Origin of the sequence: Brenneria uluponensis, assembly GCF_032395385.1 — a bacterium.
Taxonomy (GTDB): Bacteria; Pseudomonadota; Gammaproteobacteria; order Enterobacterales; family Enterobacteriaceae; genus Prodigiosinella; species Prodigiosinella aquatilis.
Window position 1 is genome coordinate 287229 of record NZ_CP135917.1, and the last position, 15362, is coordinate 302590.

13 protein-coding genes are annotated in these 15362 nt (G+C 51.5%); 9 read left to right on the plus strand and 4 right to left on the minus strand.

The window, feature by feature from the left end; all coding sequences use genetic code 11:
* Window positions 1-78 precede the first annotated feature (78 nt).
* The gene (gene recQ, locus RS889_RS01380) at window positions 79-1905 is read left to right on the plus strand and encodes an ATP-dependent DNA helicase RecQ (protein WP_315709078.1); all 1827 of its coding nucleotides are present in this window, start codon (window positions 79-81) and stop codon (window positions 1903-1905) included.
* 74 nt (window positions 1906-1979) lie between these two features.
* On the opposite strand, the gene rhtB is transcribed toward recQ, so the two are convergent.
* Window positions 1980-2600: a homoserine/homoserine lactone efflux protein gene (gene rhtB, locus RS889_RS01385; protein ID WP_315709079.1), complete on the minus strand. Its 621-nt coding sequence runs from the start codon at window positions 2598-2600 to the stop codon at window positions 1980-1982.
* 113 nt (window positions 2601-2713) lie between these two features.
* On the opposite strand from rhtB, the gene pldB reads away from it, so the two are divergent.
* Both pldB and yigL read left to right on the plus strand, forming a co-directional pair.
* The gene (gene pldB / locus RS889_RS01390) at window positions 2714-3706 is read left to right on the plus strand and encodes a lysophospholipase L2 (protein WP_315710867.1); all 993 of its coding nucleotides are present in this window, start codon (window positions 2714-2716) and stop codon (window positions 3704-3706) included.
* A gap of 53 nt (window positions 3707-3759) precedes the next feature.
* Window positions 3760-4560, plus strand: coding sequence for a sugar/pyridoxal phosphate phosphatase YigL (gene yigL, locus RS889_RS01395; RefSeq protein ID WP_021013459.1), 801 nt, complete (start codon window positions 3760-3762; stop codon window positions 4558-4560).
* A gap of 76 nt (window positions 4561-4636) precedes the next feature.
* On the opposite strand, the gene glpT is transcribed toward yigL, so the two are convergent.
* On the minus strand, window positions 4637-5986 hold the full coding sequence (gene glpT / locus RS889_RS01400; RefSeq protein ID WP_021013458.1) for a glycerol-3-phosphate transporter: 1350 nt from the start codon (window positions 5984-5986) through the stop codon (window positions 4637-4639).
* A gap of 310 nt (window positions 5987-6296) precedes the next feature.
* Here glpT and glpA point away from each other — a divergent pair, with 310 nt between their 5' ends.
* The 5 genes from glpA to gntR all read left to right on the plus strand — a co-directional run bounded on the left by glpA (window position 6297) and on the right by gntR (window position 12608).
* Complete coding sequence (gene glpA / locus RS889_RS01405) at window positions 6297-7940, plus strand: anaerobic glycerol-3-phosphate dehydrogenase subunit A (protein ID WP_315709080.1); 1644 nt, start codon at window positions 6297-6299, stop codon at window positions 7938-7940.
* On the plus strand, window positions 7930-9192 hold the full coding sequence (gene glpB, locus RS889_RS01410) for a glycerol-3-phosphate dehydrogenase subunit GlpB (protein WP_315709081.1): 1263 nt from the start codon (window positions 7930-7932) through the stop codon (window positions 9190-9192). Before glpA ends, glpB begins: the two co-directional genes overlap by 11 nt.
* Window positions 9189-10400, plus strand: a complete 1212-nt coding sequence (glpC, locus tag RS889_RS01415) for an anaerobic glycerol-3-phosphate dehydrogenase subunit GlpC (protein WP_021013455.1) — start codon at window positions 9189-9191, stop codon at window positions 10398-10400. Before glpB ends, glpC begins: the two co-directional genes overlap by 4 nt.
* Window positions 10401-10715: 315 nt before the next feature.
* Window positions 10716-11411, plus strand: a complete 696-nt coding sequence (locus tag RS889_RS01420; RefSeq protein ID WP_021013454.1) for a pirin family protein — start codon at window positions 10716-10718, stop codon at window positions 11409-11411.
* 201 nt (window positions 11412-11612) lie between these two features.
* The gene (gene gntR, locus RS889_RS01425) at window positions 11613-12608 is read left to right on the plus strand and encodes a gluconate operon transcriptional repressor GntR (RefSeq protein ID WP_315710868.1); all 996 of its coding nucleotides are present in this window, start codon (window positions 11613-11615) and stop codon (window positions 12606-12608) included.
* Here the strand turns inward: gntR and RS889_RS01430 are convergent.
* A complete protein-coding gene (locus tag RS889_RS01430; RefSeq protein WP_315709082.1) occupies window positions 12580-13128 on the minus strand; it encodes a gluconokinase in 549 nt (182 codons plus the stop codon). The two genes, gntR and RS889_RS01430, sit on opposite strands and share 29 nt — an antisense overlap.
* Before the next feature lie 157 nt (window positions 13129-13285).
* Here RS889_RS01430 and RS889_RS01435 point away from each other — a divergent pair, with 157 nt between their 5' ends.
* Window positions 13286-14662 carry a GntP family permease gene (locus RS889_RS01435; RefSeq protein WP_315709083.1) on the plus strand — a complete coding sequence of 459 codons (1377 nt, stop codon included), beginning with the start codon at window positions 13286-13288 and terminating at the stop codon, window positions 14660-14662.
* Between the two features lie 68 nt (window positions 14663-14730).
* On the opposite strand, the gene RS889_RS01440 is transcribed toward RS889_RS01435, so the two are convergent.
* Complete coding sequence (locus RS889_RS01440) at window positions 14731-15324, minus strand: YhgN family NAAT transporter (RefSeq protein ID WP_021013450.1); 594 nt, start codon at window positions 15322-15324, stop codon at window positions 14731-14733.
* Window positions 15325-15362: the final 38 nt, after the last annotated feature.

Below are 15362 nucleotides of genomic sequence, written 5' to 3' on the forward strand. Positions count from 1 at the left end.
CATGCAGACAATCATTGCAGTTTTATCAAACGGCGCTGAAAATAACGCCTGTTTGTCTTTATTAAAGTCGGGGAAGGCGTGTCTACGGCAGAAGTATTGAATAAAGAAGCGCTGGCAGTACAGGTACTGCGCGAGACCTTCGGCTACCAGCAATTCCGTCCGGGTCAACAAGGGATCATCAACGCTGTTATCGGCGGACAGGATTGTCTGGTTATCATGCCCACTGGCGGTGGTAAATCCCTGTGCTATCAAATTCCCGCATTGGTGATGGATGGCTTGACGCTGGTGGTGTCGCCGTTGATTTCTCTGATGAAAGATCAGGTGGATCAACTGCAGGCTTACGGTGTAGCTGCCGCCTGCCTCAATTCTACCCAGACCAGGGAGCAGCAACTGGAGGTGATGACAGGTTGCCGTAATGGTCAGATTAAACTGCTGTACATTGCCCCTGAGCGCCTAACTACCGACAGTTTTCTCGAACATCTCACTTACTGGAATCTCTCATTGATTGCGGTTGATGAAGCACACTGTATTTCTCAGTGGGGACATGATTTCCGGCCGGAATATCGGGCACTGGGCCAGATTAAGCAACGTTTCCCTTCATTACCGATTGTGGCTCTGACCGCTACCGCCGACGAAACCACGCGGCGGGATATCATCCGGCTGCTGGATTTACCGGATCCGCTTATCCATGTTAGTAGTTTTGACCGGCCCAATATCCGCTATACACTGGTTGAGAAATTTAAGCCGCTCGACCAACTATGGCTGTTTGTACAAGGTCAGCGTGGCAAAAGCGGCATTATTTACTGTAACAGCCGTGCCAAAGTGGAAGATATCAGCGCCCGGTTGCAGAATCGGGGTCTGAGTGTCGCGGCGTATCATGCTGGTCTGGATAATAATTGTCGGGCGCAGGTACAGGACGCGTTTCTGCGTGACGACTTGCAGGTGGTAGTGGCGACGGTGGCATTTGGTATGGGCATCAACAAACCTAACGTGCGGTTTGTGGTGCACTTCGATATTCCACGCAATATCGAATCCTATTATCAGGAAACCGGACGGGCTGGGCGGGATGGTCTGCCAGCCGAAGCCGCGTTGTTTTATGATCCGGCTGATATGGCCTGGTTGCGCCGTTGTCTGGAAGAGAAACCGGCGGGGGCGCAACTGGATATTGAGCGGCACAAGCTAAACGCCATGGGCGCATTCGCCGAATCGCAGACTTGTCGCCGTCTGGTATTGCTTAACTACTTTGGTGAAGGTCGCCAGCAGCCTTGTGGCAACTGCGATATTTGCCTCGATCCTCCCAAACGTTATGATGGGTTGGTGGATGCACAAAAGGCGTTATCCTGTGTCTATCGTGTCGGGCAACGCTTCGGGATGGGGTATATCGCAGAAGTTCTGCGTGGTGCTAATAATCAGCGTATCCGTGAGTTTGGGCATGACAAACTGCCGGTGTATGGCATTGGCCGTGATAAGACGCAAGAGCAATGGGTTAGCATTCTGCGACAGCTTATTCATTTGGGATTGCTCAACCAAAATATTACTCAGCATTCGGCATTGCAGTTAACTGAACCGGCGAGGCCTGTCTTGCGGGGCGAAGTATCGTTGCAACTGGCGGTGCCTCGCATGATTAACCTGAAGCCGCGCGCCAGTCAAAAATCTTACGGCGGCAACTATGATCGCAAACTGTTTGCCAAGCTGCGGAAATTGCGAAAATCCATCGCAGATGATGCCAATATTCCGCCGTATGTGGTGTTCAGTGACGCCACGTTGTTGGAAATGGCAGAAATCATGCCAGTAACGGCCAATGAACTGCTGACCATTAATGGCGTTGGGCATCGTAAACTGGAGCGTTTTGGCATGCCATTCATGACATTAATTGGCGATCATCTTGACGACGAGGATAACTAGTCGCAATGAGACACGGATGATCGCTCTCCTTTCAAGGTGTTGGGGTTGAGTCAATAGAGAAGCGTATTATGTGCTCACGACTTGTGAGCGGAAGCAAGCAGCGTTCCTACCAGCATAAACATTGAGCCAAAAATCCGATTCAGACGCTGCATCTGGCGCGGTCCTTTCAGCCATACGGCAATCCGTGTCGCCAGCGAGGCATAGCCAATCATTACCACAATGTCCACAACGACGGTGGTTACACCCAGTACCAGGTATTGCGCCGCCTGAGGTTGATGCGGAATGATAAATTGTGGGAACAGCGCGGCGAGAAACACAATGCTTTTCGGGTTGGTGAGGTTAACCAGTATGGCACGCTTGAACAGTTTACGGCGTGGCATTGTGTTAGCCAGCGTATTCAGGTCAAGCGCTCCGGCACTGCGCCATTGCTGGATGCCGAGCCAAATCAGATAGGCGGCACCTACCCATTTTAAAACATCAAACGCCATCACCGATTGGGACAGCAGCGCGCCGAGGCCAATGCCCACGAGCATAATATGAATAATCAGTCCAACCTGTAGCCCGGCAATGGAAGCTGACGCGCCACGGTAGCCGTGGCTGATGCCGGTACTCATGGTATTGATAGCGCCGGAACCGGGTGAAAGGCTTAGAACCAGTGTCGTGATAAAGTAAGTTAACCACCAGTCGAAGGTCATTGGCGAAGGCTCCCTGATTGCCGCTTTTTGTGCCACAATACGCCAATGCCGATTATTGTGCTATAGCTCCCAAAGTTGCCTTATGACCACGATGGTTAATTGTGAGGGGAATGATGAGCCAGTATCTGGATCGTCTACTGAAAAGGGAAGCGCAGTTTGCCGCATTTGCCACCGGGCCGTTGCTGGACTTCTGGCGGCAGCGTGAAGAGGGTGAATTTATTGGTGTCGACAATGTACCGATCCGCTTTGTGCGTTTTACCTCAGCAGCGCACCAGCATCTGGTCGTGATCTTCTCTGGCCGGACAGAGAGCTACATTAAATATAATGAAGTGGCCTACGACCTGTTTCAGTGCGGTTATGATGTCATGATGATGGATCATCGCGGGCAGGGCCGCTCTGGCCGGTTATTGAAAGACCGTCATCGTGGCCATGTGTTGCGGTTCGGTGATTATGTCGATGACGTGGCGACGTTCTGGCAGCAACAGGTTGCCTCTGGACGCTATGTCCGCCGTTTTGCGCTATCTCATTCCATGGGCGGCACCATTCTGTCACAGTTTCTGGCGCGTCAGCCACAGGCATTTGATGCGGCAGTGCTTTGTGCGCCGATGTGCGGTATTCACCTGCCCGTGCCTCATTGGCTGGCCTGGCGTTTTCTGAACTGGGGGGAACGTCATCCGGCGGTGCGGGACTACTATGCCATCGGCACCCGGCAGTGGCAGGCGCTTCCATTTCTGGTGAATATTTTGACGCACAGCTATGAACGTTATCAGCGTAGTGTACGGTTTTACGCCGATGATCCCGATTTACGGGTCGGAGGGCCAACGTATCACTGGGTGCGAGAGGCGCTAATGGCGGGGGAACAGTTATTGTCACAGGCAGTGGACATCACCACACCATTGCTGTTGTTGCAGGCAGAAGAAGATCGAGTGGTGGATAATCACAGTCAGGATGTTTTCTGCCAGGCGTTAGCTGAGGCCGGACATCCCAGCGCGGGTAGTGTACCTCGGGTAATTAACGGCGCTCGCCATGAAATCCTGTTTGAAAAAGATACGATGCGGGCTGAGGCCTTCAGGTTGATTTTTGAATATTTTGAATATTATCGTTAAATGCTGTTGAGCGGCGGAGCCGCCCTGCACCAGCGGAGGTTAGATTTACCCTTATGTACCCTATTGTCGCTTCCGACCTGGATGGCACTCTGCTATCCCCCGATCACACCCTATCGCCCTATGCCAAAGAAACACTCCAATTATTGACAGAACGGGGCACTTATTTTGTTTTTGCCACTGGGCGTCACCATATGGATGTGGCGCAAATCCGCGATAATCTGGCGATCACTGCGTTTATGATTACGTCAAACGGCGCCCGTGTACATAATTCGGACGGTGAGTTGATCTTCAGTCACAATCTGGACAGTGACATTGCACAGGAGCTGTACGGCATGATATTTCACCGCCCGGATATCATGACCCATATTTATCGTCATGATGACTGGTTTATTAGCCGTCCGCGTCCGGAAGAGGAGCGTTTTTTCCGGGAGTCGGTGTTCAAATACAAAATTTTTGATCCTGATGTGTTGGGAACTGATGGCGTGGGTAAAGTCTTTTTTACCTGCGAGGATCACAATAAGTTACTGCCGCTGGAAGATGCGCTCAACGCGCGCTGGGGTGATCGGGTCAATGTCAGTTTTTCCACATTGAGCTGTCTGGAAGTGATGGCCGGTGGTGTTTCCAAAGGTCATGCGCTGGAACAGGTGGCGAAAACCATCGGTTTTACTATCAAGGATTGCATCGCGTTCGGCGACGGTATGAATGATTATGAAATGCTGTCGATGGCGGGCAAGGGGTGCATAATGGCAAACGCCCATCAGCGGCTGAAAGATTTACTGCCTGATCGAGAAGTGATCGGCACTAATATTGATGATGCAGTGCCCAAATATCTGCGTCGTATGTTCCTGAAGTAAGTGTTGAACGGGCGAATAAGTGCAGGGATGGCAATACTAAGGGCGTTCCCGGTAGGGAACACCCTGAATGACAGAGTTAAGCGAATTTTTCTATTTTTTCTTTATGCTTTCTTTCTTGGATCATGGTCAGTGAAAGCAATAGTATCGCCAGCACACTGCCGCCGATCATCACCATGAATCCTCCGTTCCAGCCGAAGAAATCAACGGTATAACCGACAATAGCGCTGGCCGCGACCGAACCACCCAGATAGCCAAACAGTCCGGTAAACCCGGCAGCGGTACCGGCGGCTTTTTTCGGTGCCAGTTCCAGTGCATGTAGACCTATCAGCATGACCGGTCCATAAATCAGGAAGCCGATGATGATCATGCAAGCCATGTCAATCCCCGGATTGCCGGCTGGGTTCAGCCAATATACAACGGTGGCGATAGTGACCAGCATCATGAAGAACACGCCGGTTGCGCCGCGGTTGCCCTTGAACACGTTGTCCGACATCCAGCCACACAGCAATGTACCGGGAATCCCTGCATATTCGTACATGAAGTAGGCCCAGGACGATTTATCCAGTGCGAAGTGCTTCACTTCTTTCAAATAGGTCGGTGACCAGTCGAGAATGCCGTAGCGCAGCAGATAAACAAATACGTTCGCTATTGCGATGCACCACAACAGCTTGTTGGGGAAAATATACTTCATGAAGATTTCTTTGGCCGTCAGTTCCTGTTCGGTTTTTTCGTCATAATCTGGCGGGTAATCGTCTTTATACTCTTCAATCGGTGGCAGACCACAGGACTGCGGTGTATCCCGCATCATAAAGAAGGCAAACAGCGCTAACAAAATAGCCGCCAGTGCCGGCATATACAGCGCCGCTTTCCAGTCATTGAACCAGAACATCCCCAGCAGAAACAGCAGCGGCGGAAGTCCGCCACCCACGTTATGGGCGCAGTTCCAGACAGAAACCACGCTACCGCGTTCTTTCTGCGACCACCAGTGCACCATGGTCCGTCCGCACGGTGGCCATCCCATGCCCTGGAACCAACCGCACAGAAACAGCAAGACAAACATACTCATAATGCTGGAGGTCGCCCAAGGGACGAAACCCATGAACAGCATTACCGAAGCGGCCAGAATTAACCCGGCTGGCAGGAATACGCGTGGGTTGGAGCGGTCAGATACCGAGCCCATGATGAATTTGGAAAAACCGTAGGCGATGGAAATACCGGATAATGCAAAACCCAGATCGCCACGGGAAAAACCCTGTTCAATCAGATAGGGCATTGCCAGCGTAAAGTTTTTTCTTACCAGATAGTAAGCCGCATAACCAAAAAAGATTCCCAGAAAAATTTGCCAGCGCAGACGACGGTAGTGTGGATCTATCTGATCCTCTGTGACGCGTGGACGGTGCATTGCTGGTTTAAAGATACTCAGCATAAAATCCCCCTGATGAGGTAAAGTGTTAATGTTTGTTCTATAACGCTCATAAAGGGTATCGAATACGCTTGCGTTCCGGTGTGAGTTATCGCGCAATTGTTACACTTTTATGAATATTAGTGATATTTTGTGCTGTATTTAACAAAAGTAAGATGATATTTATTCGTCAATAAGTGACATAAGTCATAAAATTAACCACGTTGGGATTTTTATTTTTCGTTTATTGCTCGATTTTGTTCTTTATCAAACATTATGGGTTGTTTTTATGCCCAAATGAATAATGGAATGATCAAGATGAAGTGAGGCGGTTATGGGAAACAACGGGTCCTATCGTGAAACGGATGTCATTATCATCGGTGGTGGCGCAACGGGGGCAGGAACCGCACGCGACTGTGCTTTACGCGGATTACGTTGTCTTCTGCTGGAGCGTTATGACATTGCGACTGGCGCGACAGGTCGTAACCATGGCCTGCTGCACAGTGGTTCACGCTATGCGGTGACGGACGGAGAATCCTCCCGCGAGTGTATTGAAGAAAATCGTATCCTGCGCCGTATTGCCCGTCATTGTGTCGAGCCTACTGACGGCCTGTTTCTGACGCTACCGGAGGACGATCTGGCGTATCAGTCGCAGTTTATCGCGTGTTGCCAGCAGGCCGGGATCAATGCCCAGGCTATCGACCCGAAAGAGGCTCTGAGACTGGAACCCGCTGCCAATCCATCATTGACGGGCGCGGTACGGGTGCCGGACGGTACTATCGATCCTTTTCGCCTGACGACGGCAAATATGATTGATGCGTGTGAACATGGTGCGGAAGTCCTGACCTACCATGAAGTCATCGGCTTGATTCGGCAGGGGGATCGGATCACCGGTGTGCGCGTTTTCGACCATAAAAAAGGGATTCAGTCAGAAATCCATGCCCGGATGGTGGTAAACGCTGCTGGTATTTGGGGACAGCACATTGCGGAATATGCTGACTTACGGGTACGTATGTTCCCGGCGAAAGGGGCGCTGTTAATCCTTGGTCATCGCATCAACAATATGGTGATCAACCGCTGCCGCAAACCAGCGGATGCCGACATCCTGGTACCCGGTGACACCATTTCCTTGATTGGTACGACATCTACACATATCGATTACGATCAGATAGACAACATGATCGTGACGCCCGCTGAAGTGGAAACGCTGATGCGTGAAGGTAGCAAACTGGCGCCGCAACTGGCGAAAACCCGAATTCTGCGTGCTTATGCTGGCGTTCGTCCGCTGGTGGCCAATGACAACGACCCTACCGGTCGCAGTGTGAGTCGCGGCATCGTTCTGCTCGATCACGCCAGTCGCGACGGGCTGGAAGGTTTTATCACCATCACTGGCGGCAAGCTGATGACGTACCGGCTGATGGCCGAGCGGGTCACGGATAAAGTCTGTGAAAAGTTGAATCACTCCGTGGCCTGTACTACCGCCTCCCGCCCATTGCCGGGTTCCGAAGCGGTGGTATCCGATAAACCGATGGCCGCCTCATCGCTCTCCGCTCCTTTGCGTGGTTCGGCGATTTATCGTCACGGACGGCGCGCTGAACAAGTGGTCAGCGGCGATCGTGTTGATAGCAGTCTGGTCTGTGAGTGCGAAGCGGTAACGGCGGGAGAAGTGCGCTATGCAGTGGAGTCGCTACAGGTCAATAACCTGATCGACTTGCGTCGCCGCACACGGGTGGGGATGGGAACCTGTCAGGGTGAATTGTGTGCCTGCCGCGCCGCGGAGCTGTTGTGCAAACTGGGACAATCCACACCACAGCAATCGGTAGCCCAACTCAGTCAGTTTTTAAATGAGCGTTGGAAAGGCGTTCGTCCGGTTGCCTGGGGTAATACCCTGCGGGAAAGCGAATTTACCAGTTGGGTTTATCAAGGATTATGCGGCTTGACCGCCAGTGATTGTCAGGAGAACAGTGATGCGCTATGACGTGGTAATTATCGGTGGTGGCCTGGCGGGATTAACCTGCGGTATCCGTTTACAGGAGCAGGGGAAACGATGTGCCATCGTCAGTGCCGGACAGAGTGCATTGCATTTCTCCTCTGGTTCTCTGGATCTACTGTCAGCTTTGCCGGACGGTACTGCTGTCATGCAACCCGTCGATGCGTTGGCCGCGTTAGCTGAACAGGCGCCACAGCATCCTTACACGTTGATGGGAAAGTCCTGCGTAACGCAATTGATTCCCGAGGCAGAAGCATTGCTGTCACGCAGCGGTTTATGGTTGCGAGGTGAAGGTTCGGACAACCATCAGCGCATGACACCATTGGGAAAATGGCGCCCATGCTGGTTAAGCCCGGCAGATAGCGTTACGCGTGGTTTGGCGGGGACACCAGAATGGCGTAATCCACTAGTGGCGGGAATTGACGGGTTTCTTGATTTTCAGTCTCGCATGGTTGCTGGCGAGCTACAGGCACAAGGCATCGCCGCTCACAGCGGCGATCTGAAATTACCGGTTCTGGATCGGCTGCGACAAAACCCCAGTGAGTTTCGAGCGGTAAACCTTGCTCGTGTGCTGGACCAGCCAGCAAGTCTGGTGGGGCTAACAGAAGAGTTGATGCGGCTCTCGCATGACAATGATGCCGTTATCCTGCCTGCTTGCGTCGGCCTGGAATCCTCTGCACCGCTGGAGCAACTGCGTAGAGCGTTGGGTAAACCGGTCGGGCTACTGCCAACATTACCTCCATCACTGTTAGGACTGCGTTTATATCATGCGCTGCTGAGCCGTTTTCGCCTGTTGGGGGGGATGTTCATGCCCGGTGACCGAGTATTGGGTTCGGTACAACTGCCGCAGGATGTGGCGATTTATACCCATAATCACGGTGATATTCCACTGCATGCCCGACGGGTCGTACTGGCCAGCGGTAGCTTTTTCAGTAACGGGCTGGTGGCGGAATTTGACCAGGTTTCCGAGCCGGTGTTCGGGCTGGATGTTTATTTCCATGCCCAACGCGAAGACTGGAGCCAGTCGAATGTCTTTGCGGTTCAGCCGTATCTGCAATTTGGTGTCATTACTGACAACCAACTTCATCCCTACATCAAGGGACAGACTCAACCTAACCTGTATGCCATCGGCGCGGTTCTACAGGGATTTGATCCATTACAGCAAGGGTGCGGTGCGGGAGTATCAATACTTAGCGCCTTATATGTCGCCGATGCCGTGCTGATGGAGGATAAGCAATGAGCCTGACGGATAACAGTTTTGAGAATTGCATCAAATGCACCGTTTGCACCACGTATTGTCCGGTCTCACGGGTTAATCCACTTTATCCGGGACCAAAGCAGGCTGGGCCGGATGGCGAACGTTTGCGTCGCAAGGATCCGGCGCTATATGACGAAGCGCTGAAATACTGCACCAACTGTAAGCGTTGCGAAGTTGCTTGCCCGTCGGAAGTGAAAATCGGCGACATTATTCAGCGCGCCAAAGCCAGTTACAGCGAGCATAAGCCAACGCTGCGTGATGCCATCCTGAGCCATACCGACGTGATGGGTAGTCTTGCTACTCCCTTTGCCCCACTGGTAAATACCGCTACTGCGCTGAAACCGGTGCGTCAGTTGCTGGATAAAGTGCTGAAGATCGACCATCGCCGCCAGTTACCGAAGTACTCTTTTGGCACGTTCCGTCGGTGGTATCGTCAACAGGCAGAGACGCAGCGTCAGTACAGTGAGCAGGTCGCCTATTTCCACGGTTGTTACGTTAATTACAACCATCCTCAGTTAGGTAAGGATCTCATCCGCATTTTCAACGCCATGGGGATTGGCGTACAACTGCTGACGAAAGAAAAATGCTGCGGTGTGGCGTTGATTGCCAATGGTTTTCTCGATCAGGCGCGCAAACAAGCCAACATTAATCTGACATCTCTGGATGAAGCCATTAATACCCGCTCAATTCCAGTAGTGGCAACCTCCTCAAGCTGTACTTTTACGCTGCGGGATGAATATCCACATCTGTTAGGTATCGATAATCATCAAGTGCGTGATGGTATTGAACTGGCAACCCGCTATGTTTACCGGTTGCTGGACCAGGGGCGTGAACTACCATTGCGTAGTTTACCGTTGCGAGTGGTCTATCATACGCCATGTCATCTGGAGCGAATGGGCTGGACCGCCTATACGCTGGAGCTGTTACGGCGCATCCCTGATCTTGAACTGATCGTGCTTGATTCCCAGTGCTGCGGCATCGCCGGCACCTATGGTTTCAAGAAGGAAAATTACACCACGGCGCAGGGCATTGGCGCGTCGTTATTTCGCCAGATAGAAGAGAGTGGGGCCGATTTGGTGATTACCGACTGTGAAACCTGTAAATGGCAGATAGAGATGTCGACCAGTAAAGCCTGTGAACATCCGTTTAGTTTGCTGGCGAGGGCGTTGGCACCGGAGTCCGTCGTGTAAATTCAGAGTGAGTAAAAAAAATGCTTTACAGATGCGAATGATAATGATTATTATTAGTGCGCGTTCCGGGAAAGCCTGATGATAATGTCCTTGCGACACATCGCGGTTTTACTGTGAAGGCACGACATTGCTCACATTGCTTCCAGTCTTTTTTAGCCAGCCAAGTGCTGGCTTTTTTTTTTGCTTCTTTATTTTTTGGAATTTACGTTTCCTAAAATTTCCTGTTCGTATTTTTTGAACAGAGCGTTGAGTTTTTTACGCTTTCTTATTCTCTTCCTGCCGCTAGACTAAAACAAACATCGGGAGGAACGGATCATGATTTATTTACGCAAAGCCCATCAACGTGGACATGCCAATCACGGCTGGTTGGATAGCTGGCACACCTTTTCGTTTGCGGATTATTACGACCCTGACTTTATGGGATTTTCCGCACTGAGAGTGATCAATGAAGATCGGATTGATGCCGGACAGGGTTTTGGCACCCATCCTCACCGGGATATGGAAATTCTGACCTATGTGCTGGAAGGAACGGTTGAGCATCAGGATAGCATGGGTAACAAAGAACAGATTCACACTGGCGAATTCCAGATTATGAGCGCCGGTACCGGCATCCGTCATTCGGAATATAACGCCAGTCAGGATACGTTGCTGCATCTGTACCAGATCTGGATTATTCCGGAAAAAACCGGTCTGACACCGCGCTATGAACAGCGGCGTTTTGATGCTCCACAGGGGCGACAGTTAGTGCTGTCGCCAGATGCTCGTGATGGTTCCCTTAAAATTTTCCAGGATATGACGCTGTGGCGTTGGCCACTAAAATCACAGGAACAGTCTGTCTATCAGATTCAGGCGGGACGCCAGATCTGGATTCAGGTGGTACGCGGTACGATTGAAATTAACGGTCATCAGGCGACCACCAGTGATGCGTTGGCCATCAAGGATGAAACCGCACTCTCTATCCACGCTGGCGAAGACAGTGAAATTCTACTGTTTGATCTGCCGCCGGTATAATGCCCATTATCAGGGTAATCTCACATTACCCTGATTTTTTCTGCTTACTTTCTTGTCTAATCGTGAAAATATTCACTGTTTCCTATCATTATTAATGGTCCAATTCATTGCCTGTACCTGCCGGATGTCGGATATATATTCCACTAATTACTTTTTTGTTAGACTCCGGAAAATTTTTCTCTTAATGGATATCAACGGATGATAAAGAAGAAAAGACCGGTACTTCAGGATGTCGCCGACCAAGTTGGTGTCACCAAAATGACGGTTAGCCGTTATCTGCGCCATCCTTCTCAGGTTTCCCCAGCGTTGCAGAAAAAGATCGCCATAGTGCTTGATGAACTGGGCTACATTCCCAATCGTGCGCCACACATTCTGGCCAGTGCCACCAGCCGGGCGATTGGCGTGTTGCTGCCCTCGCTGACCAATCAGGTATTTGCCGAGGTGTTGCGTGGTATTGAGCGGGTAGCGGATGCTCATGGGTATCAAACGATGCTGGCGCATTACGGTTACGATCTTGAGAAGGAGGAACAGCGGCTGATGTCGTTACTGTCTTATAATATTGACGGACTGATTTTGGCCGAGCGTACACATACTGTCCGTACCCGTCAGATGATTGAAGTGGCGGGGATTCCGGTAGTGGAACTGATGGATTCGGTTTCACCTTGTCTCGATTTGGCCGTCGGGTTTGATAATGTGGAGGCCGCCCGGCAGATGACGCACTATATGATTGACCGGGGCTATCGTCATGCTGTGTATCTGGGCGCACGGTTGGATGAACGCACTCTCATGAAACGTGAAGGTTATGAGCAAGCCATGCAGGCGGCTGGTCTGGTCAGCCACTGTGTCATGAGTGAAATTGCGTCGTCATATTCGCTGGGAGGCGAGCTGCTGCGCCAGGCGCAGGCGGAATATCCCCAGGTGGATAGCGTATTCTGCACCAATGATGATCTGGCGGTCGGCGCGATGTTTGAATGTGTACGGCAGGGATTACGTATCCCGCAGGATATGGGCATTGCCGGTTTTCACGGTCACGATATTGGCCAGGCAATGGTGCCCCGGTTGTCCAGCATTCTGACACCGCGTGAGCGCATGGGGGAAATCGGTGCTGAACGTTTGCTGGCGCGTTTGCGTGGAGAGCAGATTACGCCAGCGGTGGAAGATGTTGGTTTTACGCTGTTGGCAGGGGAAAGTTTGTAGCATCAGTCAGACGTGCGCGCAATGCTGTCGCGCAACGTTTCACTACTTGTTCCAGTGTGCCGTCAATATCCACGGTGATGACGTCATGTTCGTCTTGCCCTGGTTCTTCCAGCGCGTCAAACTGGCTTTTCAGCAGTTTGGTTGGCATAAAATGTCCGGCTCTGGCTTGATGCCGTTGCAAAATCATCTCGATGCTCCCTTTCAGATAGAGAAAAATCATTCCCTCCTCATTACCGTTGCGAAGTCGGTCACGATAGCGTTTTTTCAACGCCGAACACACGATGATACCGGTCTCGTTTTTGTGAAACAGGCTGTATGCCGCGTCGTTCAATCGTTCCAGCCATGGTGCCCGGTCGTCGTCGTTGAGAGGATGACCACTGGCCATTTTCTGGATGTTGGCACGGGGATGCAGATCGTCCCCATCAATAAATTTAGCGTTAATTACCTTGGCCAGTGCCGCACCGACAGAAGATTTCCCGCTACCAGACACGCCCATCAAAATAATACATAGACCTGACATAATTTGATCTCCATCCCAAAATGTAAATTAAATGCATCATAGTGGTTTCGGATTTTAACATGTTACCGGTATCATGGCATGGGTAACAAATGGCGTTGTGATAGGTTTCACAAACAATTAGTCATACTAAAATAATGGCTGGAAGGGATAACAAATAATGACAGATATTACCTCTACCTACAGTGCCGGCCCGTTGTTGTTGATTGCCGTTGGTGCCGTTGCTTTACTGCTGCTATTGATCATGCGCTTTAAAGTTCATGCTTTTCTGGCGTTGACGTTGGTCAGTATCATCACTGCGTTGGTCACTAAAGTCCCCTATGATAAAATTGTTTCCACCATGTTAAGCGGCTTTGGCAGTACGCTCGCCTCCGTTGCTTTGTTGGTCGGCTTGGGGGCAATGATTGGTCGTTTGCTGGAGGTCACCGGCGGCGCCAATGTCCTCGCTGATACGTTAATCAGTAAATTTGGCGAAAAGCGCGCCCCGTTTGCGCTGGGTATTGCCTCATTGCTGTTTGGTTTCCCCATTTTTTTCGACGCTGGGCTGGTCGTCATGCTGCCGATTATCTTTAGTGTCGCGAAGCGGTTTGGCGGCTCGACATTAAAGTATGCTTTACCGTCAGCCGGGGCCTTTGCCGTGATGCATGCCTTGCTGCCACCTCACCCCGGCCCGGTTGCCGCCAGCGAACTTCTCGGGGCCAACATTGGACTGATGGTACTGGTCGGGGCCGTTATTGCCCTTCCTACCTGGTATTTCGGCAGTTATCTGTTTGGTCTGGTGGCCGGTAGCAAGTTTGTGTTGCCATTGCCGTCACTCTTTACCGATGATGTCGACGTTGATGAAACCCATACGCCACCCCGGTTTGGTATCGTGCTTAGCGTATTGCTGTTGCCGTTGTTATTGATCTCGCTCGATACTCTGTTAAATACTTTGACGGTAGCCAAAGTGATTAACGGTGGTGACGTATGGGTACAAAGCCTGCGTATGTTGGGTAAAACGCCGGTGGCGTTGTTGATTACGGTCTTTTTTGCTCTGTGGATTTTCAGCCGGGAACGTAGCATGAAGCACCTGCAAAAAGTGTGTGATGGTGCATTAGGCCCGGTTTGTTCAATCATTCTGGTGACCGGCGCTGGCGGGATGTTCGGCGGCGTGTTGCGTGCCAGCGGTATTGGCAACGCTCTGGCGGAGATGCTTTCCGATACCGGACTGCCAGTGATTGTGGCGGCGTTTATTGTTTCGGCGGCATTGCGAGTCGCTCAGGGATCGGCGACCGTCGCGTTGACGACCACCGCCGCATTGATGGCTCCGACGGTAGCGGCGACGGCCGGTCTGAGCCAGTTTGATCTGTGCTTCATTGTGGTTGCGATTGCCGGTGGCGCCACCGTCTTGTCACATGTGAACGATTCCGGTTTCTGGCTGGTTGGCCGTTTTCTGGAAATGGATGAGAAAACCACGCTGAAAACCTGGACCGTGATGGAAACATTGTTGGGTACCATCGCCTTCCTGCTGGCGGGGCTTGGCAGTTTATTTCTGTAAGGCGGAATAGGCGGATAGTTGTGTCGTTGAACGGTGGATTCCCGTGAGGGCAGGATCCACCGTTCAAGTTACAGTTGCATATAGGCGCGCACACCATCCAGGAACATCTGGGTGGATAGCATGACCAGTACCAGTCCCATCAACCTTTCCAACGCGCCGACACCTTTATCCCCCAACAGACGCAGGAATACGTTCGACATCAGCAAAATCACAAAAGAGATACCCCAGGCGATAAACAGCGCCAGCGCCAGGTGCAACAGTTGATACGGGTACTGGTGTGACAGCAGCATCAACGTCGCCAGTATAGACGGGCCGGCAACCAGAGGAATGGCCATCGGTACCAGAAAAGGTTCATCCCCGGCCGGCAACCCGGTGGAATCCCCTTCCTGTGACGGGAAAATCATACGAATAGCGATCAAAAACAGCACAATGCCACCGGATATCGACACGGTTTCAGTGCGCAGATTCAGCACTGCCAGAATTTTTTCTCCGGCAAACAGGAAAACCAGCATAACGCCCAGTGCAATAATCATTTCCCGCATCAACACGATGCGTCGCCGTTTGGGATCCAGATGTTTTAACACCGACATAAAAATCGGCAGATTACCGAGTGGGTCCATAATTAATAGCAACAGCACGGTTGCCGAGATCATTTCGGTCATGTTAGTGGTGGACTCCTTTAATCCCTGAACATCGGGCA

What these genes read in the sequence shown, in the direction of transcription:
- rhtB (WP_315709079.1), bottom strand. Translation starts at nt 2,600, where the DNA reads ATGACCTTCGACTGGTGGTTAACTTACTTTATCACGACACTGGTTCTA.
- pldB (WP_315710867.1), top strand. Translation starts at nt 2,714, where the DNA reads ATGAGCCAGTATCTGGATCGTCTACTGAAAAGGGAAGCGCAGTTTGCC.
- yigL (WP_021013459.1), top strand. Translation starts at nt 3,760, where the DNA reads ATGTACCCTATTGTCGCTTCCGACCTGGATGGCACTCTGCTATCCCCC.
- glpT (WP_021013458.1), bottom strand. Translation starts at nt 5,986, where the DNA reads ATGCTGAGTATCTTTAAACCAGCAATGCACCGTCCACGCGTCACAGAG.
- glpA (WP_315709080.1), top strand. Translation starts at nt 6,297, where the DNA reads ATGGGAAACAACGGGTCCTATCGTGAAACGGATGTCATTATCATCGGT.
- glpB (WP_315709081.1), top strand. Translation starts at nt 7,930, where the DNA reads ATGCGCTATGACGTGGTAATTATCGGTGGTGGCCTGGCGGGATTAACC.
- glpC (WP_021013455.1), top strand. Translation starts at nt 9,189, where the DNA reads ATGAGCCTGACGGATAACAGTTTTGAGAATTGCATCAAATGCACCGTT.
- RS889_RS01420 (WP_021013454.1), top strand. Translation starts at nt 10,716, where the DNA reads ATGATTTATTTACGCAAAGCCCATCAACGTGGACATGCCAATCACGGC.
- RS889_RS01430 (WP_315709082.1), bottom strand. Translation starts at nt 13,128, where the DNA reads ATGTCAGGTCTATGTATTATTTTGATGGGCGTGTCTGGTAGCGGGAAA.
- RS889_RS01435 (WP_315709083.1), top strand. Translation starts at nt 13,286, where the DNA reads ATGACAGATATTACCTCTACCTACAGTGCCGGCCCGTTGTTGTTGATT.
- RS889_RS01440 (WP_021013450.1), bottom strand. Translation starts at nt 15,324, where the DNA reads ATGACCGAAATGATCTCGGCAACCGTGCTGTTGCTATTAATTATGGAC.